A 19,963-nucleotide genomic window follows, 5' to 3' on the forward strand; every position below is an offset into this window, starting at 1 on the left:
CTGTGTCGGGTGATGCGTCTGCCCGGCAAAGGATCCGAGATCGGGGAGGAGATCGACGGCAGCCTGGTGTGGGACTATGTCAAGGCGGGTCGCATCAAGGATGTCTCCTCCTACTGCGCCGGGGACGTGGAGCGGTGCCGGATGATCCACAAACGGCTGACCTGGGCAAGCTGATGACGGACATCTCCCTAAGGCCCTACCAGTCAGCGGCCATCGACCAGATGCGCCAGATCATGCGCTCAGGCAAGAAGCGCGTCGTCGCGGTGGCTCCCACCGGGGCCGGGAAGACCATCATCGCCTCCCGGCTCATTCAGGGGGCGGTGGCCAAAAACCACCAGGCCCTCTTCGTGGCCCCGCGTCGCGAACTGGTGGATCAGGCCTCCGCGAAGCTCGATGCCGTGGGCATTGCCCACGGCATCATCATGGCGGACCATCACCGGGTGCAGCCCTGGCAGACCGTGCAGGTGGCCTCTGTGCCCACCCTGGCGCGTCGCCTGGAAAAGACACCTCTGCAACCCTCCCTGATCATCCTCGACGAGTGCCACCACGCCACCGCCGCCAGTTATCAAGCCATTCTTGACAACTGGCCGGAGGCCTACGTCATCGGCCTGACCGCCACCCCGGAACGCTCCGACGGGCGCGGCCTGGGAGAGATCTTCGAGGAGCTGGTCGAGGTGGCCAAAATCCGCGACCTGATCGACCAGGGCTATCTGGTGCCGCCCAGGGTGTGGGCTCCCGAGAAACTGGACCTCTCCGGCCTGCGCGTTTCCCGCGGGGACTACGACGAGAGGCAACTGGCTGACCTGATGAACCAGCCCAAACTGGTGGGCAATCTGGTCTCCACCTGGCAGAAACTCGGCCAAGGAGTGACGACCGTCTGTTTCGCCGTCTCCGTGGCCCACTCCCAGACCATCACCCGGGCGTTCACGGATGCCGGGATTCGCGCCGCCCACCTCGACGGGGAGACCCCCACCCCGGAGCGCGAGCGGATCCTGCGGGACCTGGCCAGCGGGGTCTTACAGGTGGTGGCCAACGTCATGGTGCTGACCGAGGGTTGGGATATGCCCAGGGCGGCTTGCTGCATCATGGCCCGCCCCACGATGTCCACCGGGCTCTTTCTGCAGATGGCCGGTCGTGTGCTGCGCACCCACCCCGGCAAGGCCGAAGCCCGCATCCTGGATCATGCCGGGCTGGTCTACTCCCACGGCCTGCCGGACCAGAACCGCGAATGGAGCCTGGAGGCCCCACGCCGCACCCGCAAGGGCGAAAAGGTTCTGGCCGTCACCCGGTGCGAGTCCTGTTTCGCCGTCATGCTGGCAGGCACCAAGACGTGCCCCCAGTGCGGCTTCGAGCGTGCGGGTGTCGAAGGGCGATCCGATCCGCGCCATGACGAGCAGGGGGAGATGGCCGAGGTGCATCATGTGGATCCGGAGGCGCAGAAAATGAACAAGGCCCGCCTCCTGAAGGCCCGTTTCGAAGCCCAAGCCAAGGCCAAAGGCTACAAGCCCGGCTGGGTCACGCACCGTCTGGCCGCGATTGTGGGGCCGAAAATCGCCTATGCCATCGCCCCCAGGGAGAGCGCCGAATGACCGAAGCCCAGATTCAGACCGCCATCGAATTCACCCTGGGAGGGCGTACCGACACCCGGTTGTTCCGCAACCACCGGGGCGTGGCCTGGCATGGCCTCATCGCCGAACAGAATGGTTTCTCCGTCACCCTGGCACACCCCCGGCGCGTGGAAACCGGCCTGGCACCCGGCGGCGCGGACCTGATCGGCCTCAAACGGGTGGTCATCACCCCCGATATGGTGGGCCAGGAGGTGGGGGTTTTCCTGGCCATCGAGGTCAAGACTCCAAAAGGAAAACGACCCGACGACCAGAAGAACTTCCTGGAAAAGGCCCGCCAGTTCGGCGGCATGGCCGGTTTCGCCACCAGCGTGGAAGAGGCCCTGGCGATCATCGGGGAGGGTGGCTGATGGTCGAGCCCGATTGCGTCATGACTCTGCGAGTCCTCATGGCCCGTCTCGCCGCAGAGGCCGTCGAGAGACGTCAGCATAAGGCGGACGAGGTGCGGATGAGGGTGGTGGAGATGGCCGAAGGAATGGTGGGGAGAGGGCGGCGCAAGAGGGATATCGCGGGGATGGTGGCGCGGAAAACGGGGATGTCACTGGGGCATGTGAGGCGGATGCTGAGAGAGGGGAATATGTCATGAGCGACTCGACAGAGCCGTTGGTTTCGGCTGAGGTGGACTTGCGAGGCTACGATTTCATGCCTCTCTTCGGGGCGAGGCTCTTTGATTCGGACTTCTACAGTCTCTGCTCCGACGCCGAGTTCCGGGCCGCCATGATTCTGTGGTGGAAGGCCTGGAACCAGGTGCCAGCCGCAAGCCTGCCCGATGACGACCGCATACTCGCCAATCTCGCAGGTTATGGGCGCAACCTCCCAGCGTGGCGAAAAATTCGTGAAATGGCCCTCCACGGATTCGTCCGTTGCTCGGATGGCAGAATATACCACAAGTTTCTTTCATCTGAGGCGGTGAAAGCGTGGGAAGGACGTCTCAAGGACAGGGACCGGAAAGCCAAGTGGCGCGAAAAACAGAAGGAAAAAGACGCCACGGAGACGGGGACAGGACAGGGACACGACGGGGACAGGACGGGGACAGCAGCGTCACAAAGACGGGGACGGAACGTCTCTGTCCCGCCTGACAGTGACAGTGACAGTGACAGTGACAGTAATAAGTCAAAAGAGTTGTGCCACGCTGACGCGCCGCACCAACCGCAGAGGGCCACGAAAGGCACACGTTTGCCGACAGACTGGCAGCTACCCCCAGTCTGGCGAGACTGGACCACGGCGGAAAAACCCTCCTGGACGGCAGGCTACATCGACCAGGTGGCCGCAGCGTTTGCCGACTACTGGCACGGCAAGGCAGGCCAGGGCGCAACCAAAACCGACTGGTACGCCACCTGGCGCAACTGGGTGCGGCAGCAGCGTGATCCACCAGCAACCACCCGGTCACCACCCAAGGCAGCCAGCGTGCCAAAGGCCGAGGAGATGACCCCGGAGGAGATCGAGAGACGTTACGGCAAGACCTCGATCCCTACTGGATGGGGGAGGGGGGTGCAGCCATGAGCGCCGAGGTCATCCCCATCGGCGGACGGTGTGAACGGCACGGTCCCTACACCGGCCAGCCCATTCGCGGATTTTCCGGGCGGCTGCGGGTCATCTGCCCAGGGTGCGAGGCAGAGCGGCAGGACCGGGCGATGCTGACGGAGGCAGCGGAGAGGGAGGAGCGGTTTCGCAGAGGGCTGGCGGCGAGCGGCATCGAGGCTCTTTTCGCCGGGGCCACACTCGACGGGTACCGGATGACACACCCCGGACAGGTCCAGGCGGTCTCCGTCTGCCGGGGCTACGCCTCCAGCCCGGAACGGTGCCTGATCCTGGTGGGGACTACCGGCACCGGAAAGACCCATCTGGCCAGCGCCATCCTGCTGCAGCGCATGCGGCGCGGCGATGCCGTGCGCTACACTACCGCAGCGTCTGCCGTGCAGACGGTGCAGGATGTCTATCGCTCCAAAGATCGGACCGTCCGCGAGGCGGTGGAGCGTTACAGCAGGCCCGACCTGCTCTGTCTCGATGAGCTGGGCATGCAGGTGGAGACCGACTCCGCAGCGCGGATCCTGACGCAGATCCTCGACGAGCGGTACGCAGCACAAAGACCGACGATTCTCATCAGCAACAGGGGCCTGGATGAGGTGGCGGCCTCCATCGGGGATCGGGCCTGGTCCAGAGTGCAGGAGGGAGCCGTGACCCTGGTCTGCGTCTGGCCGGACTATCGCAGGACGATGGTAAAATGATGGTTCGAAAAGCGGGAAACGGTATAAGCAAATAGTCTGCCAATATTTTACCCCATTTGAAGAAAAGCGTGCATGACCCGGTCATGCACGTTTCTCCCATTTCAACCCCCTTTCTTCGCTTCCCCTTTTTCGAAACTTCGGGTTACGGTCAAGGCGTTCGGTTTTAACGTCACCTTCGCGCCACCCCAAACCCGGAGACCCGGCATGCCCACTCCTCAACGCAACGGCCTTGACCCCGACCAGCTTGTCACCTACGTCATCCGGCCCTGCCTGGAGCGTCTCGGGCTGCACTCCAAGGCCGCCGAGGAGCTGATCCTCGGCACCGCCATCCAGGAGTCTGGGTTGCGGTTTCTCCACCAGATCGGCGGCGGTCCCGCCTTGGGGTTGTGGCAGATGGAGCCCGCCACCCATGACGACATCTGGAGCAACTTCCTGGCTTTCAAGCCGTCTCTGGGCGGTCTCATCCTCGATGCCGGGCACGGTACCACCTTTCGCCACCCGGACCGCTTGGTCAGCGACCTCGATTACGCCTGCGCCATGGCGCGGGCACACTACTTCCGCCAGCCGATGTCCCTGCCCGCCGCCGGTGACCTGGCCGGGCAGGCCGCCTACTGGAAGCGTTACTACAACACCCCCAAAGGGGCCGGGACCGTCGAGGAGTACATCGCCAACTGGCAGCGCGTCATGGGGGGCAAATGACATGAGCTTCATCCTCCACCCCTACATCACCGCCCGGCTGCGCGAGCCCTCCTCCTGGGCTTCCATCGGGGCCGCCATCGCCCTGTTCACCGGGCACGATCCGGAGGCCGTCTCCGCGACCGTGGCCCAGGTGGCGGGGGGAGTCGCCGTCCTCTGGGGCATCTTCGGCAAGGAGCGCGGCAATGGATGAGCCGGATATCCTTCTCCAGCTTGGACGGATCCTGGGTACCCTCGACCAGATCCTCCGTCGGCAGGAAGAAATGACATCCTGGGTCAATCGAATCGACGAACGCTTGCGCGCCGTCGAGGTCAAGGCCGCCCTGTACGGCCTCGCCGGTGGCACGGTCGGTGGCACGGTCGGTGGCGGTGGCATTTTTATGGTCGCGAGACACTTTTTCCCCGGATGACCAGCGCCATGGACGCCACCCGCCCTTTGACGCCAAAAGAGGAGGCCTTTTGCCAGGCCTACCTCGTAACGCGCAGCGGGTCCGAAGCCTTCAGGAGGGTCTACTCCACCGGCAAGATGTCAGACAAGGCCATCACCAACGGCGCCAGGAATGTGCGCCTGCGGCCCCCGGTTGCGGCGCGTATCGCCCAGCTTGGCGCGGAGGTGGCCCAGCGCCACGAGGTGACCATGGACGAGCTGGTCAACCTGGCGCGGGAGGCGGTTGGGATTGCTCGGGAGAAGAAGGACTCGGCTGGAATGATTGCCGGGGTGCGCGAGCTGGGCATCCTCTCCGGACTGCGGGTGACCAAGAGGGAGATCAGGGCCAAGGCGGAGGAGATGTCGGACAAGGACCTGGAGGAGGCAATCCGTCGTGACCTTGCTGACCTCGGACTCAATCCGGCCACCCTTGCCGGTCTTGCTCTCCGAGCTACGCCGGCGGCAGGCCAGGCGTAGGCTCTGGACCTACTACCCCGATACGGGGCCACTGCGGCGGGAGTTGTACCCCAAGCACATCGAGTTTTTCCGGCTTGGGGCCACAAACAGGCAACGATGCTTTCTGGCCGCCAACCGCATCGGCAAAACCGAGGGGACAGGCGGCTACGAGATGACCCTGCACCTGACCGGCGAGTATCCGGAGTGGTGGCAGGGCAGACGGTTTGACCGGCCCGTGGTGGCCTGGGCTGTGGGCAAGACCCGCGAGACCACCAAGACCATCCTGCAGACCAAGATGCTGGGGGGTGAGGGCAAACGGGGGCAGGGGCTCATCCCCGGAGACTGGATCCTCGACACCACGCCAATGCCGGGTGTGCCGGGAGCGGTCAAAGAGGTGATGGTGCGGCACAAGTCGGGCGGGGTCAGCGTGCTGACCTTCAAGTCCTACGACCAGGGCCGGGAGTCCTTCGAGGGCTCGGAGTTGGATGTCATCTGGTGCGACGAGGAGGTGCCGGAGGATATCTACGGCGAGTGCACCATCCGTATCATGGAGACCCCGCGACGACCGGGAGGCGGCATCCTCATGCTGACCTTCACGCCGCTCAAGGGATTGACCAGGGTGGTGCTTGGCTTCTTCCGCAACGATGGGGCGCGACAGGTGGGCAACGGCAAAGACTGGGCCTGGGAGGATGCCAAGGCAGGCAAGGCTACCGTCACAGCCACCTGGGAGGATGTGCCCCATCTCACCGAGACGGAAAAGGCCATGATCCGGGAGGCCACACCTCCGCATTTGCGGGATGCACGCTCCAAGGGCGTGCCGCAGGTCGGCGCCGGGGCCATCTACCCGGTCAATGAGGCCGATGTGGTCTGTGACTCCTTCCCGATCCCGGCCCACTGGCCCCGCATCTGCGGCCTGGATCCTGGTTGGAACAAGACCGCCGCCGTCTGGGTGGCCTGGGACAGGGACTGTGACACGGCTTACGTCTACGCCGAGTACACCAGCAGCCAGCAGGAGTATGTGCTGCACGCCACCGCCATCAAAACACGAGGAGAGTGGATCCCGGTGGCCATCGACCCGGCCTCCATGGGCTCGCAGCAGTCCGACGGCAAGCAGCTATTCGAGATGTACAGGCAACTCGGTTTGCGTGTCATCAAAGCCGACAATGCCGTGGAGGCGGGCATCGCCGCCGTGCTGACCCGGCTCAACACCGGCAAGCTCAAGATCATGGCCAACTGCACGGGACTGTTGCGCGAGATGCGCATCTACTCCCGCGACGAGAAAGGCCGGGTGGTCAAAAAGGACGATCACGAAATGGATGCCTGGCGATACGCCATCATGTGCCTGTTGATGGCTGTCACCAAGCCAGTGGACAGACCAATGATAGCGCCGCGCAACTGGGGGAGGGCCGGAATCTGATGTCTTACGCAGCGGCATACCAGGAACAGGACGATGTGGTGGCCGACCGTAGGAGTCTGGAAGAGGCCGCTGTCGTTATTGTCTCCCGGTTGCAGCGGGAGGCCCAAAGACGGCTGCGAGCCAAGGCCGCCACCGAGTCGCGCTGGGCAGAAGACTACCTGCAATACAGCGGCGAGTACAGTGCCGCCGAAGAAGCAAATTTCGCCCAATGCAAGGAGTCCGGGCTCTTCCTCAATATCACCCGCCCCAAGACGGAAACCGCCTCAGCATCTATTTTGGAGATGCTCTTCCCGGCCAACCAACGCAACTGGGGCATCGTGCCCACCCCTGTGCCGCAAGGCCAGAACGGCCAGCGCATCGATCCCGCAGAGGCCAAAGCCAAGGCCGGAAAGATGTCCTCCGTCATCGATGACCAGCTTACCGAGTGCGACTACGCCGGGGAGTGCCGCATGGTCATCCAGGACGCCACCCTCTTCGGCACCGGCATCCTCAAAGGGCCGATCATCCGACAGGACAAACCGCTCAGACGCTTCGTGCAAACCGATTTTGGCTGGGAAATGATCATCCAATCCGACACCGCGAAGCCGGTCTTCAAGCGCGTTGACCCGTGCAACTTTTTCCCCTCTCCCAACGCCAAAAGCATCGATGAAAGCGAAGACTTCTTCGAGCGCCACCCCATGACCCGAAAGCAGCTCCGTGAGCTGGCCAGGATGGATGGTTTCGACAAGGAGGCCATTCGCAACGTGCTGCGCTCCAAACCGGGATCCGCAGGGCAAACAGCCTTCAGCGCCGAGGCCAAAACTTCCGGGGAGACTCTCCCGGAAGACCATTTTTACCAGGTCTGGGAGTACCACGGCTGTCTGGAGGACGAGGAGTTGACCACCCTCTGCGCCTGCCTTGGTCGAGAGGACATCATGACTGAGATGTCCAAGACCGACGACCCCCTCTTGGAAGTGCCGGTGGTCGTCTGGTTTTGCGAGACTACCGTTTTCAATATCGACATCAACCCCCTCGACTCCCAGGATCACATCTACTCCGCCTTCTGCTTCGAGCGTGACCCCTACGGATTCTGGGGTATCGGCGTGCCCCGCATGATGCGCGACTCCCAGACCGGGTTTTCCGCTGCGGTGCGCACCTTGATGAACAACGCCGGACTCTCCTCCGGACCGATGATCGAAATTGACGAGTCAGTCGCCGTACCGGCTGACAAAGAATGGACCATCACCCCTCGCAAGGTCTTTCGCCGAAAACGCGAGGCGGAACCCAATAAACCGGCCATCCGCTCCTACGACATCCCCTCGCATCAGGCCGAGCTGACCGCCATGGCCATGATGTTCCTGCGCTTCATGGACCTGGAGACCTCCATCACCGAGCTGGCTCAAGGCGAGCAGGGGCAGTCGACCACCACCGCCTCGGGCATGTCGATGTTGCTTAACGCCACCAACCGGCGCATCCGCAAGGTGGTTGTCGCTTTCGACGACTCGATCACCAAACCGTGCATCGACCGGATTTACCAATGGAACATGCAGTTCGGCGAGGACGAGTCCGTCAAGGGCGATTTCCAGATCGAGGCCAGGGGTTCCGCCGTGTTGATGGAGCGCGGTATGACCGCGCAGAACCTGATGGCCATTCTCAACTTCGCGGGACATCCCGTGGTGGGGCAGCTCCTCAAGTCGGCCCCGGTGCTGCGCAAGTGGATCGAGTCCATGATGCTCTCCCCGGATGATATCGTCCTCACCGACGAGGAGATCCAGCAGGCTGCCCAGCAGCAGACCCAGCAGACCCAGCAGACTCAGCAGGGCCAGCAGGGCGGCGAGCCGGAGATGGCCAAGCTGCAGGTGCAATTGCAGATCGCCAAACTGGACGCCGAGAGCCGGTTGGAGGTGGCAAGGATCAACTACCAGGCCGTCATGGCCCGGTTGGAGGCGGAGACCGGCATCAAGGTGGAGGACATGTCTCTGAGGCAAAGGATGCACCAGGATAAGATCGCGCACGAAGAAAGAGCGATTGCCGCCGAAATCGGTGTGGGCCGGGAAAAGGCCGCTGGAACCATGGGACAGGGGATGTGACATGGACGATGACATCGACCGAGATTCCGGCACCCGTAAGAGGATCAAAGCCTGGCTCGATGCGCGGCGCGACGCCTCCCTGGCCGTCCTGACGCAGCGGGGCGTCTCCCCGACGGACACCGAGTTTCACCGTGGCCTTCTCGCGGCCTTGCGGGAGTTGGAAGACCTGCTACAGCCGCCCAAGTCATAGTCGCACCCTCCGCAGGACTCTGTTCCCCCGGAGATTGAACCGGTCACCCCGCGAGGGGCCACCACCAGGAGATGACGATGAAAGTGCAGAAGACGGAAGAACAAGACGTCCACCCCGACGGGGCCGACGAGACCCCCAGCGACCGGGCCATTTGGGACAGCCTGGACGTTGGTGGGGAGAGTGATGACGGACAATCCACCGCAGGTGAGGATCAGGCTGGCCCGGAAGAGACCGCACCAGACCAGACCGAGCCCCCGGAGGAGCGTGCGGAGAATGTGGCCTCGGAAGAGGGAAAGCCCTCGACCGATGCCCGGAAGAAGGAGCCCGAGTTCACGGAAGAGGGCTTCCGGCGTCTCTCGGGGACTATCAGCGGGCTGCAACGGGCGCTCGACAAGGAAAGACGGGAAAATGAAGCCCTGAAAAAATCCATGGCGGCGTCCAAGCCAGCCGGAAAAGAGCAGGATCCGGACAAGGAGTACCAGAGCGCCCGCGAGGCCTATCCGGAACTCTTCGACGCCATGGATAAGCGACTGGCCGCCTACGAAGAGCGTCTGGCGCGTTTCGACTCCGTCGCCAGCACCATCTCCTCCGACCAGTCCGCAAGGGACCAGTGGGAGGTTGAGCAGGCCCTGGCGGACGAGCTGACGCGGATACACCCCGACCGCCACGAGATCGTGCGCACGGAGGCTTTCCAAGCCTACTTCGCCAAGGCCCCGGAGTACCTGCGTCTGGCGGTGGCCGGCAAGGATCTGCACGCCACCTCGGACCTGCTGACCCGATACAAGGAGTCGATGACCAGCAACAACCCGCTCGCCGCAAGGCGGGCACTGCAGAAGAAGGGCGCCCGAACCATTCCGGACCGGGTCTCCCGACAGCCGGAACTCTCGGGACAGGATGACAGAACAATCTGGGACCAGATACCGGTCTGAACCTTAAAAAGCGCGCCGTGAGGCGTTCCTATCCCACGGGGGCATGCCCGGCATGCCTCCAAGATGGAGATTCAACATGAACCTGAATACACGAGCCAATATCGCACCGGATCGCCGCACGGTGATCCACTTCCAAAAGAAGGCCCTTTCGCGGGGTGTGGTGTACGAGGTGCTGCAGAAGTTTGGCATGAGCAAGACCATTCCCAAAAACAACGGCGACACCACCGAATTCCGCCGGGCCGAACCCTATGCCGTCAACCCGACGCCTCTCGTGGAGGGCATCACCCCCTCCGGCGACACCATTCGCTACACCAACAAACGCATCCAGATCCTGCCCTACGGTCACGTAGTGCCGATCTCGGACGAAATACTCGACATCGACCCCTACGGCGTTTTCGTCAAGGATGACCTGATCACTTTGGAGGGTGAACACGTCGTCGCCAGCAACGAAGCCATTTTGTGGGGGGTTCTCCGGGCTGGGACAAACGTGTTTTTGGCCAACGGATCAGCGCGTACCGATGTCAACACCCCGATCTCCAAGACCAAGGTGCAGGCCGTCATCCGGGCCCTGAACGCCCAGAAGGCCAAGAAGATCACGTCCATCCAGAGCGGTTCCCCCGACTTCGGCACCCGGCCGATCGAGGCCTCCTTCGTGGCGGTGTGTCACACCAACTGCGAGCAAGACATCCGGGCCTTGCCCGGATTTACGCCGGTCGCGGAATACGGGCAACGGAGCGCCCTCAGCGAATACGAGCTTGGCTGTTTGGAGAGCGTGCGCTTCGTAATGTCTCCCGATCTCACCCCCTTCATCGATGCGGGTGGCGCAAAGTCCGGTTCCGGAACGGAGATGATCTCCTCCTCCGGAACCTCGGCGGATGTCTATCCCGTCGTGTTTTTTGCCCGCGAGGCCTACGCCTATATCAGCCTCAAGGCGAACATGGGCCTGAACAACGCCTCCATCGAACCGATCATCATCCCGGTTGACATGATGTCCAAGAGCGATCCGCTCAATCAGCGAGGCTTTGTCGGGTCGAAGTGGCGGTTTGGTGCGGGAATCCTCAACGAGGCCTGGATGGCTCGCTTGGAAGTGGCCGCGACCAAACAGTAAGTTCTGCATGACGCATGAAGGAGGATGAGTGAATGGAACACAAACTTGACTGGGCTTACGGCACGGGTGCGGCGCTGGATGTCTCCCTGGGATTTGTGCCCGGAGTCGTCTTCGTCACCAACATCACCGATGGGGATGTGATCAATATCGGCTACCCGTCGAGCAAGACCATGGCCTTCAGTTCCGGCGGAACCAATGAGCTGAAGGCGGGACATATCATCGTCGGGGCCACCTCCGGGGCCACCGCACGGGTGGTGAAGGTGTTGGCCGATACCGGTACCTGGGCGGGCGGCGATGCGGCGGGAACGCTCATTATCGACGCCAACTCGGTGACCGGTACCTTCACCTCGGAAAACATCTATTACCAGGGTTCCACCTCGACCAACGACGCCACCGGGGCCGCCTTGTCCACGCCGGGTCAGGACATCGATACCGAGGTGGCCTCGGATACGGGCATCTCGGCCTATCTGGGTTCGGCCACCGCCGCACCGGGCATCACCATCGGATCGGGCATCAGCGAGGACGCCAAACTGCTGGCCATCGTGGCCCTGCGCACCTCCTGATCGAGGTGCTTCGTCCGGAAAGGCCGGGGTGTCGCGAACCGATACCCCGGCCACTACCTGAAAAGGAGCTTCACTCATGGCTTTCGTGTTAAGCGAATTGATCAACCGGGCCGGTCAGGCCGCCAGGGGCAGCCGAAACGACCTGGAAACCCTGATGCGCGAGATCCTGGACCGCATCGGCCCAACCGCCGGGACCGCCACCGCCTCCAAAGCGGCCATTCTCGGCAGCAACAAAAACCTCGATACCCTGGTGGTGGCTGATGGCGGCCTGAAACTCGGCTCCGGGGCCGGAACCGCCATCACCGCAACCGCCTCCGAAATCAACCGTGCCTGCGATACCTCCGGGCGACTGGTCAACCTCACGGCGGCCACCCTTTCCCTCACCGAGGCGACCCACGACGGCAAGACCATCACCGTCAACAAGGCGGACGGGTCAACCATTACCCTGCCCGCCGCCACCGGGTCCGGGGCGCGGTTCCGTATCATCGTCGGCACCACCATCACTTCGGTCGGGTTGGTCATCAAAGTGGCCAACGCCTCGGACGTGATTACCGGATCGGCATTCTGGGAAAACGATACCGACTCCTCCGTATCGGCCTTCACCGCCGGGGCCAGCGACGACACCATCACCCTCAACGGCACCACCACCGGGGGTTATCGGGGCGCTCTGGCCGTCATCGAGGATATCGCCGCCAATCTGTGGCATGTCGATGTCCGTGGCGCCGCCACCGGCACAGAGGCCACGCCCTTCTCGGCCACCGTCTAAACCACCGCATTCCAGGAGTTCGTTTCATGCCGCAAATCGCCATCGACAAGGCCACCGCCGCCCAGTTGCGCCACTTCGCCATTACCCACCTGGGTTTGGAGGTTCCCCAAACCTGCAAGATCACCGATCTGGTCCGGCGCATTCGGGATTCCGGGTATGACGAGGAGACCATCGAGGTCAGGGAGGATGCCCCCAAGAGCGTGCCAGCCAGCGAAAAGAGCCCCGGAAAACGCCATTTGCATGAGCGTCTCTACCTCGCTGATGGCGGCTCCCTCTTCTTCAAGGAGAGCGATACCACCTTCCCCGATAAATACCGCGAACCAAACGGCCACATTTTGCGCGGCAACGACGGGGAGATCTATCGCCAGGCAAAAATCCCATGGGCTCTTCAACCGTTCGTGACCATCATTATCCCCACGGTGGAAGGTAAGGATGGCGACAAGCCCGTTTTCCTGAGTGTCAACGGCACGCCGATCATCGTGAAGCGTGCTACTCCCCAACGGGTAAGGTTGCCGTTCCTGACCGCGGCCCTCAGCAACGCCGTGAAGGTGGTCTACGAGCAGGAGCCGGGTGAAGATGACACCAAAATCCCGGAAATCACCTCTCGCGAGGTGCCGGCATACCATTTCAATGTCCTCGAGGTCGAATGCGGCAGGGTGAGCGGTGAACTCGAAACCTATGCCGATGAGGGGTTTGAAGAGTGACCTACCTCCAACTCTGCCAGGAGGTGGCCCGCGCCACCGGTGTGGTGGACGGCCTGCTGCCGACCAGTGTCGTCGGCCAAACCGGCAGGCTGGCGGATATCGTCGTCCTGGTGGCGGAGGCCTGGCTGGAGATCCAGAACAAGCATGTCGGGTGGCTGTGGTTGCAAAAGGAGTTCCCGGAAGCGGCCACCCCTCTGACCACCGCCGGTACCGCCCGATACACCAGCGGCTCCTGGAACATCTCCGATCTGGCCAACTGGATCACCCTGCCGGGAAACATGACCCTCTACGCCGAGTCGACCGGGGTGGCGGACGAAGGGCCGATCGGTTTCGTGGAGTGGGATCTCTACCGTCGCTACTACGGCAGGGGGGTTCAGGATCAGGGGAGGCCGGTTCACTTTTCCATCAGCCCGCAGAATGAGTTCTGTCTCGGGCCGATTCCGGACGGCATCTACCACCTGCGCGGGGAGTATCGGGCCGCTCCGCAGGTGCTGGCCGCCAACGGTGATGTGCCGGGCTGTCCGGCCCGACATCACCGGGTCATCGCCCTGCTGGCCACCGATAAATTCGCCAGACAGGACGAGGCCGCCCGTACTCTGGTGGCCGATGTCTTCATGCAGTACCTGACCGCCCTGGGCGATCTGGAAATGGATCAACTTCCCAAACCTCGCATCGGCGGAGCCCTGGCGTAATGGCCCACGAAACCAAGTTCTTCTCCCTCGACGGCGGGCTGGACCGCATCTCTCCGGCCATTCGCACCCCGGCGGGAAACCTCATCGAGGTGGAGAACTATCTGCCGATCCAGCGCGGCTATCAGCGCATTCCGGGCTTCGAGCGCTGCGACGGCAGGCCCGCTCCCTCCAAGGCCTCTTATTGGGTGTTGAGATTTGATGCCGCTACCGCTGCCATCGCCCAGGGCGATATCGTCGCCGGGGGCACCTCCGCAGCCACCGCCGAGGCCCTGATCGGGGCCGTGGTCGCAAGCGGCAGCTACGGCGGCGGGGATGCGGCAGGGTACCTGGTGCTGTTCAACCTCAACGGCACCTTTCAGGACAACGAGGCCCTGCGTGTTTCCGGTGTGACCAAGTGTTTCGCCGATGGCGTTGCCGCCAACCGGGGAGCCGACAACGACAGCGACAACACCACCTGGCTGCGTGCCGCCATCGAGGCCACCCGGTCCGATATCGGCAGCCTCTCCGGTTCCGGCCCGATTCGGGGGGTTTGGGTCTACAACGGCATCCGCTACGCCTTCCGCGACAACGCCGGAGCCACGGCAGGGCAGATGTTCAAATCCACCACCTCCGGATGGGCTTCGGTGAGTCTGGGTTACACCCTCGACTTCACCCTGGGCAGCGCCGCCTTCGCCGAGGGGCAGACTGTCACGGGGGGCACCTCCGGGGCCACCGCCACCGTCAAACGTGTCATCGTCACCTCCGGGGCCTGGGGCACGGCGGATGCCGCCGGATATCTGGTGGTCCACTCCCCGAGCGGCACCTTTCAGGCCGCCGAAACCATCACCAGCGCCAGCGGTTCCGCCAAAGCCAGCGGGGCGCAAGCCGCCATCACCCTGCCACCCGGCGGGCGCTACGACTTCGTCAACCACAACTTCTACGGCTCTTCCGACCGCTTCCGCCTCTACGGCTGCAATGGCGTCGGCACCGCTTTCGAGTGGGATGGCACCACCTTCACGCCCATTCGCACCGGCATGACCACCGATCAGCCCAACCACATCGCCGTGCATCGCAACCACCTGTTTCTGGCCTTTCCGGGGGGATCATTGCAGTTCTCTTCCCTGGGAGAGCCTTGCCAGTGGAGCGTGCTGACCGGGGCGGGGGAGATCGGCATCGGCGAGGAGATCACCGGGTTCATCCCGGACTACGCCGGCAGCCTGATCGTCTACGGACGCAACAAGGTCTGCCAGTTGTCCGGTACCGGCGCGGACGACTTCGTTCTCGCCGTCATCACCTCCGATTCCGGCGCGGTGGAGTGGACCGCGCAGAAGATCGCCCAGCCCCTCCATCTGGATGATCTGGGGGTGCGCAGACTCTCCACCACCGCTGCTTTCGGCGACTTCGGCATGGGTGGCGTCTCCGACATGGTACAACCCTGGCTGGACGCAAAACGCAAAGCAGGCGTCACAGCCACCGGCTCCATGCGGGTGCGCTCCCAAAACCACTATCGCCTGTTCTTCTCCGACGGCAGCGGGCTCGCCATCTACCTGGGGGGCAAAGTGCCCCGCTGCGGCCTCTTCAACCTCGGCAAGGTGGTGCGTTGCGCCTGCTCCGGAGAGGACGCCTCCGGAAACGAGGTACTGCTCTTCGGCTCCGATGACGGCTTCGTCTACGAGATGGAGGCCGGGACCAGCTTCGACGGGAGCGAGGTGTCGGCCTTCGCCCGGCTGGCCTTCAACCACATGGGCAGCCCCAGCTTCAACAAACGGTTCCACAAGGCCGTTCTGGAGGTGGACGCCGCCAGCGGCACCCGCCTGGGCATGACCGCCGAATACGCCTACGGCGACTCCGGTATCAGCGGCACGCTGCGGGAGTTCGATGTGCGGGGTGGGGGAGGCTTCTGGAGCGAGGCCAACTGGGACGCCTTTTTATGGTCGTCCCCAACCGAAGGAACCGCCGTCTGCGAGCTGCGCGGCTCGGGCAACAACATCTCCATCACCGTGGTCTCTCAGGCGACTTACGAAGATCCTCACATCTTCCACGGCATCACCTTCACCTATTCCAGGAGGGGATTGCGGTGACCATTCCTCTGATCTACACCCCACCATCGGCACACACCAACGCCCGGGCGCAGCATCTCGCCGACCTGGCCAGCGCGACGCAGGCCGCCTTCGACAAGGTGCCCGATGAGGAGGTTCTCAACGCGGATCGCGTCTGCTACGCCTCATCCGTGGGAGGAACCGCTGATGTGGTCACCGTCACCCTCCCGGAAACCGTGACCTACACCGCCGGCCTGCATGTCTGCTTCCTGGCCGTGTATGCCAATACCGGACCTGTCACCATCAATGTCAACGCCCTGGGGGCCAAGGCACTCAAACGGCACGACGGCTCCTCCCTGGTCGCAAATGATATCGTGGCTGGACAGATCGTCGATTTGCGCTACGACGGGACAAACTTCCAGGTGGCCAACGCTGCAGCTCTGGCCACCGAGGCGGCGGCGAGTGCTGCCGCTGCCTCGGCCAGCGCTTCCGCTGCCGCCACCTCCGCTTCCTCCGCTTCCGCCAGCGCTTCCGCTGCCGCCACCTCTGCTTCCTCCGCTTCCGCCAGCGCCACTCTGGCCGGCGCAGCGGTCATCGTTGGTTGCGACGACACCGGAACCACCAATGCCTGCGCCATTGCCCCAACCCCGGCCATTCTGACCTATGTGCGCTATATGCGCTTCCTCTTCAAAGCGGCCAACACCAACACCGGCGCCTGCACCCTGGCTGTAAACGGCCTGTCCGCCAAAGCCATCCAAAAACAGGGACAACCCCTGGTCGCGGGGGATATCGCCTCCGGCGACGTGGTGGAAGTCGTCTACGACGGCACCCAGTTCCAAATGGTTTCGCCCTCGCGGACGCCGGTGCGGAGTTCGTGGTCCAACTTCTTCGCCAGAGAGACCACCGGACTGGCCAATCAAACAGGGGATGGAACGACAATAACCGTGCCTTTCGGAACCGAAGACTTCGACGACAATGCCGACTATTCGCCGAACGTCTTCACAGCGCCGGTCACCGGTTGCTTCCACTTCGATGTCTGCGTGGAGTGTTCCGGTCTGGCCGGAAAGACCGGGTTGCAGCTCAACCTGGTCACCTCCAACTTCACCCTGGCCCTGGTCGATTACCATCCAGGAAACGTCAACGTCTCCGGCACCGCCTATTTCACCGCCTCCGTCACCTGCAAAATGGATGCGGGCGATACGGCCTATGTCACCTACACGGTGGCTGGCGGGGCCAAGGATGCGGATGTCACCGTGGGCGCGGGCTACACCACCCGCTTTTCCGGATATCGCGTGGCGTAGAGAAATGCCAAACAAGATCAGTACGGTAAAGGAGAACGACCATGCCGTTTAATCCGGATGGCACCTGGAAGCCGGAGGAGGACTCCGTCGCAAAAAACATGACCGGGCTGCTCGGCGTGGGTTCACCCTATCTGACCCAGGCCAAACAGCGCGGTTTGGCCGCCGCGAACAGCCGTGGCTTGATGAACTCCTCCATGGGGGTTCAGGCCGGAGAGTCGGCGGCCATTCAGGCGGCGTTGCCCATCGCCCAGCAGGATGCCAGTCAGACGGCTGCGAAAAACCTCTCCTTTCAGGATTTCGGGCAGCAGCAGCACATCTCAACTCAGAAATTCGACCAGGACACAAAACTGGCCGATCAGGGCTACAAGCATCAGGCCGGATTGCTCGACATCGGCTATCAACACAATGCAGCGCTCAAGAAGCAGGATGCCGCCGACACCATGTCCCTGGAGCAGTTCAAGGTGGGGGCCGACACGGCGTTGAAGGAGAAGGCCCTCGCGGCGGAACAGAACAAGACGACGCTGCAGTCGGTGGCGACCTTCGAGAAAAACTATGCCGACAGCTATAACGCCATCATGGCCAACACCAATCTGGACGCCCCGACCCGGCAGCAGCAGATCAACGACATCTCCAACATCCGCGCCAAGGACATACAGATCGCCAACCTCTTCTCCGGGGTGCAAATGACATGGTGATCCTGCGGCAGGCACGGGCGGGAGACATCCCCGCCATTCGCGAGCTGGCCCTGGAGGCGTTGGCCAGGACACCGTTCGCCGATGTGGAGTTCGATACGGGATTGTTCAACCAGGAACTGCTGGCCAGCATGCGTTCGCCAAACCGCTTCCTGCGGGTGGCCGAGAACGACAGGGGGGAAATCGTCGGCGTGCTGCTTGGCGAGGTGGGGAGAATCTACGGCTGGGCCAAGGCCATGGCCGCCACGGACCGGCTCTTCTATGTTTCCGAGGAGAAGGGAATGGGGTGCGGGCGGGAGATGCTGAAGGCCTTTCTGCAATGGGCCCGAGCCCGAACGGAGGTGGTGGTCATTTCCATGCAGCTCGGCTCCCAGGTGGGCGACTGGCAACGGGTGGGCAGGCTCTACGAACGGGCGGGCTTGAAGTTGATCGGCGGCATTTACCAGGAAAGGATCGTTCGATGAGCGGTGTGGTGAGTTCGATCGGCAAGGCGTTCAAGTCGGTGGTCAAGGTGGCCAAGAAGGTGGCTCCCTATGTCATTGCGGCGGCGGCCATCTATTTCTCGTTTGGCACGGCGGCTTTCGCCATGCCGGGTTTCGGCGCGGCGGGAGGGGCAGCGGCGGCGGGAGGGGCAACCGCCTCTTTCGGATCCATGGCCGCCTCGGCGGCAAGCAGTTTGGGGTTGAGCGCAACGGCCCAAAGCATCATTGCCGGAGCGGCAACCCAGGCTGCGACGGGAGCCATTATCGGAGGAGCCACCTCCGCCCTCACGGGTGGCAACATCGGCAAGGGGATGCTCACCGGTGCGGCCATGGGCGCGGTTACGGGCGGCGTGACTGGCTACATGAATGTGCCGACCGGAGCGGCCACGACCGGGGCAACCTCGACCGGGGCGGCAACAGGCATCGGTGACGCGACGGCTGGTCTGGCCCCACCGGACATGTCCAGCAGTGCCGGTTATGTTCAGAAAATGGCCGGGAAAGGAGACTGGCTGGCGAAAGTCGCTCCCGCCACGCCGTTGCCCCAGGATCCCACCCAGGGGCAAGGGTTGCTGTCCTCCGGCCTCTCCGGCATGACCAACACCGAAAAGATGATGCTTGGCGGGCAGGTGCTTGGCGGTGTCGCCAAGGGGGCCGGAAGTTACTTCACCGCCAAGAATGAAGAAGAGATGCTTGACAAGAAACTGGCAGAGCAACGGCGGACTCAGGAACAACTCAGTGCCAGTTACCGGGGTGTTGTGGCACCGAACAGCCTGCTCTACCGGGCCTGAAGGAGACGATCATGAACAGGGGTCTGTTGGATATGGGCGCACCGCATTCCGGTACGCAACCTCCGGGCTGGGGTGGAATGCGTCAACCGCCGGGAGCCACCACCGGAAACCCCGCCGTCATGGCGGGAGAGGAGGAGGCCTCGAACGTCACCCCGGAGGAGCAGGCGCAATACGAAGGCTTCGTCGACAACGGCTACAAGGCGATCTACGGCCCGAAGGGCGGGCCGGAGGCCATTCTGGAGCGCATCGCCGCCGGGGATCCGGTCGACGGGTTGGCGCGGACCACCGTCATGCTGGTGGATACCCTGGAGAAGTCGGCCAAACAGGCCGGAAAGCCGCTCTCCGGCGATGTGCTGATGCACGGCGGCAAGGCGCTGTTGGAAGAAATCGCCGATCTCGCCGAAAAAAAGGGTGTGGCCCGCTTCAACGAACAGCAACTGGAGCAGGCCTTCTTCAAAGCGGTGGATCTGTACGGAGACATGAAGGGGCAGTCCGGCGAGATCAACCCGCAGACGGTGCAGGACGATTTGGGTCGGATTCAGCAGATGGACCGCTCCGGGCAACTTCGTCAGATGATGGGCGGGAGGGGCTGACATGGGTGGGTATGGACTTCTGGCATACGGCCTTGCCGGTGGCTTTGAGGGCCTCGGCGAGGGAGCGAAAGAGGTGGGTAAAAAGCGCCTGGAACAGGAAGGCCTCATGGCGCGGGAGAAGTATCGCGCCGAGATGGACCAGGCCAACACCCGCCTCAAGGGAACCATCGATGCGGAAAACAAGGCGAAGGAGCAGAGGCAGTACTTCGAGGGGATGGG

General features: G+C 63.1%; 26 protein-coding genes. All 26 read left to right on the forward strand.

Features of this window, described 5'->3' with window-relative positions:
- A partial coding sequence (locus HQL56_06810; GenBank protein MBF0309221.1) for a hypothetical protein occupies nucleotides 1-174 on the forward strand: 174 nt, incomplete at its 5' end.
- A complete protein-coding gene (locus HQL56_06815; protein MBF0309222.1) occupies nucleotides 174-1,589 on the forward strand; it encodes a DEAD/DEAH box helicase in 1,416 nt (471 codons plus the stop codon). The genes HQL56_06810 and HQL56_06815, both read left to right, overlap by 1 nt.
- Nucleotides 1,586-1,975, forward strand: coding sequence for a VRR-NUC domain-containing protein (locus tag HQL56_06820; GenBank protein ID MBF0309223.1), 390 nt, complete (start codon nucleotides 1,586-1,588; stop codon nucleotides 1,973-1,975). Before HQL56_06815 ends, HQL56_06820 begins: the two co-directional genes overlap by 4 nt.
- A gap of 20 nt (nucleotides 1,976-1,995) precedes the next feature.
- Nucleotides 1,996-2,211, forward strand: a complete 216-nt coding sequence (locus HQL56_06825) for a hypothetical protein (protein MBF0309224.1) — start codon at nucleotides 1,996-1,998, stop codon at nucleotides 2,209-2,211.
- Nucleotides 2,208-3,128, forward strand: a complete 921-nt coding sequence (locus HQL56_06830; protein ID MBF0309225.1) for a DUF1376 domain-containing protein — start codon at nucleotides 2,208-2,210, stop codon at nucleotides 3,126-3,128. Before HQL56_06825 ends, HQL56_06830 begins: the two co-directional genes overlap by 4 nt.
- Nucleotides 3,125-3,853 (forward strand): ATP-binding protein, encoded by a 729-nt coding sequence (locus HQL56_06835; protein MBF0309226.1) that lies wholly within the window; start codon nucleotides 3,125-3,127, stop codon nucleotides 3,851-3,853. The genes HQL56_06830 and HQL56_06835 overlap by 4 nt, the downstream gene beginning before the upstream one ends.
- Nucleotides 3,854-4,057: 204 nt before the next feature.
- Nucleotides 4,058-4,552, forward strand: a complete 495-nt coding sequence (locus HQL56_06840; protein MBF0309227.1) for a hypothetical protein — start codon at nucleotides 4,058-4,060, stop codon at nucleotides 4,550-4,552.
- A gap of 1 nt (nucleotide 4,553) precedes the next feature.
- Nucleotides 4,554-4,742, forward strand: a complete 189-nt coding sequence (locus HQL56_06845) for a hypothetical protein (protein ID MBF0309228.1) — start codon at nucleotides 4,554-4,556, stop codon at nucleotides 4,740-4,742.
- A complete protein-coding gene (locus HQL56_06850) occupies nucleotides 4,735-4,959 on the forward strand; it encodes a hypothetical protein (GenBank protein MBF0309229.1) in 225 nt (74 codons plus the stop codon). Before HQL56_06845 ends, HQL56_06850 begins: the two co-directional genes overlap by 8 nt.
- An 8-nt stretch (nucleotides 4,960-4,967) precedes the next feature.
- Complete coding sequence (locus HQL56_06855; protein ID MBF0309230.1) at nucleotides 4,968-5,453, forward strand: terminase small subunit; 486 nt, start codon at nucleotides 4,968-4,970, stop codon at nucleotides 5,451-5,453.
- Nucleotides 5,371-6,849, forward strand: a complete 1,479-nt coding sequence (locus tag HQL56_06860) for a hypothetical protein (protein MBF0309231.1) — start codon at nucleotides 5,371-5,373, stop codon at nucleotides 6,847-6,849. The genes HQL56_06855 and HQL56_06860 overlap by 83 nt, the downstream gene beginning before the upstream one ends.
- Entirely contained in the window at nucleotides 6,849-8,918 is a 2,070-nt protein-coding gene (locus HQL56_06865) for a hypothetical protein (protein MBF0309232.1), read from the forward strand. The genes HQL56_06860 and HQL56_06865 overlap by 1 nt, the downstream gene beginning before the upstream one ends.
- 1 nt (nucleotide 8,919) lies before the next feature.
- The gene (locus HQL56_06870; protein MBF0309233.1) at nucleotides 8,920-9,108 is read left to right on the forward strand and encodes a hypothetical protein; all 189 of its coding nucleotides are present in this window, start codon (nucleotides 8,920-8,922) and stop codon (nucleotides 9,106-9,108) included.
- A 77-nt stretch (nucleotides 9,109-9,185) separates the two neighbouring features.
- Nucleotides 9,186-10,037 carry a hypothetical protein gene (locus HQL56_06875; protein MBF0309234.1) on the forward strand — a complete coding sequence of 284 codons (852 nt, stop codon included), beginning with the start codon at nucleotides 9,186-9,188 and terminating at the stop codon, nucleotides 10,035-10,037.
- 76 nt (nucleotides 10,038-10,113) lie between these two features.
- Nucleotides 10,114-11,145 carry a N4-gp56 family major capsid protein gene (locus HQL56_06880; protein MBF0309235.1) on the forward strand — a complete coding sequence of 344 codons (1,032 nt, stop codon included), beginning with the start codon at nucleotides 10,114-10,116 and terminating at the stop codon, nucleotides 11,143-11,145.
- Between the two features lie 32 nt (nucleotides 11,146-11,177).
- Nucleotides 11,178-11,708, forward strand: coding sequence for a hypothetical protein (locus tag HQL56_06885; GenBank protein ID MBF0309236.1), 531 nt, complete (start codon nucleotides 11,178-11,180; stop codon nucleotides 11,706-11,708).
- A 319-nt stretch (nucleotides 11,709-12,027) separates the two neighbouring features.
- On the forward strand, nucleotides 12,028-12,474 hold the full coding sequence (locus tag HQL56_06890) for a hypothetical protein (GenBank protein ID MBF0309237.1): 447 nt from the start codon (nucleotides 12,028-12,030) through the stop codon (nucleotides 12,472-12,474).
- A gap of 26 nt (nucleotides 12,475-12,500) precedes the next feature.
- Entirely contained in the window at nucleotides 12,501-13,178 is a 678-nt protein-coding gene (locus tag HQL56_06895) for a hypothetical protein (protein MBF0309238.1), read from the forward strand.
- The gene (locus HQL56_06900; protein MBF0309239.1) at nucleotides 13,175-13,870 is read left to right on the forward strand and encodes a hypothetical protein; all 696 of its coding nucleotides are present in this window, start codon (nucleotides 13,175-13,177) and stop codon (nucleotides 13,868-13,870) included. The genes HQL56_06895 and HQL56_06900 overlap by 4 nt, the downstream gene beginning before the upstream one ends.
- A complete protein-coding gene (locus HQL56_06905; GenBank protein ID MBF0309240.1) occupies nucleotides 13,870-15,930 on the forward strand; it encodes a hypothetical protein in 2,061 nt (686 codons plus the stop codon). The genes HQL56_06900 and HQL56_06905 overlap by 1 nt, the downstream gene beginning before the upstream one ends.
- Nucleotides 15,927-17,189, forward strand: coding sequence for a hypothetical protein (locus HQL56_06910; protein MBF0309241.1), 1,263 nt, complete (start codon nucleotides 15,927-15,929; stop codon nucleotides 17,187-17,189). Before HQL56_06905 ends, HQL56_06910 begins: the two co-directional genes overlap by 4 nt.
- Nucleotides 17,190-17,230: 41 nt before the next feature.
- Nucleotides 17,231-17,884, forward strand: coding sequence for a hypothetical protein (locus tag HQL56_06915; protein MBF0309242.1), 654 nt, complete (start codon nucleotides 17,231-17,233; stop codon nucleotides 17,882-17,884).
- The gene (locus HQL56_06920) at nucleotides 17,878-18,345 is read left to right on the forward strand and encodes a hypothetical protein (GenBank protein MBF0309243.1); all 468 of its coding nucleotides are present in this window, start codon (nucleotides 17,878-17,880) and stop codon (nucleotides 18,343-18,345) included. Before HQL56_06915 ends, HQL56_06920 begins: the two co-directional genes overlap by 7 nt.
- Entirely contained in the window at nucleotides 18,342-19,151 is an 810-nt protein-coding gene (locus HQL56_06925) for a hypothetical protein (protein ID MBF0309244.1), read from the forward strand. Before HQL56_06920 ends, HQL56_06925 begins: the two co-directional genes overlap by 4 nt.
- Nucleotides 19,152-19,162: 11 nt before the next feature.
- Nucleotides 19,163-19,744, forward strand: a complete 582-nt coding sequence (locus HQL56_06930) for a hypothetical protein (GenBank protein MBF0309245.1) — start codon at nucleotides 19,163-19,165, stop codon at nucleotides 19,742-19,744.
- A 1-nt stretch (nucleotide 19,745) separates the two neighbouring features.
- Nucleotides 19,746-19,963, forward strand: a 218-nt coding sequence (locus HQL56_06935) for a hypothetical protein (protein MBF0309246.1), incomplete at its 3' end; no start/stop codon positions are given.

Source organism: Magnetococcales bacterium (genome assembly GCA_015231925.1).
Taxonomy (GTDB): domain Bacteria; phylum Pseudomonadota; class Magnetococcia; order Magnetococcales; family JADGAQ01; genus JADGAQ01.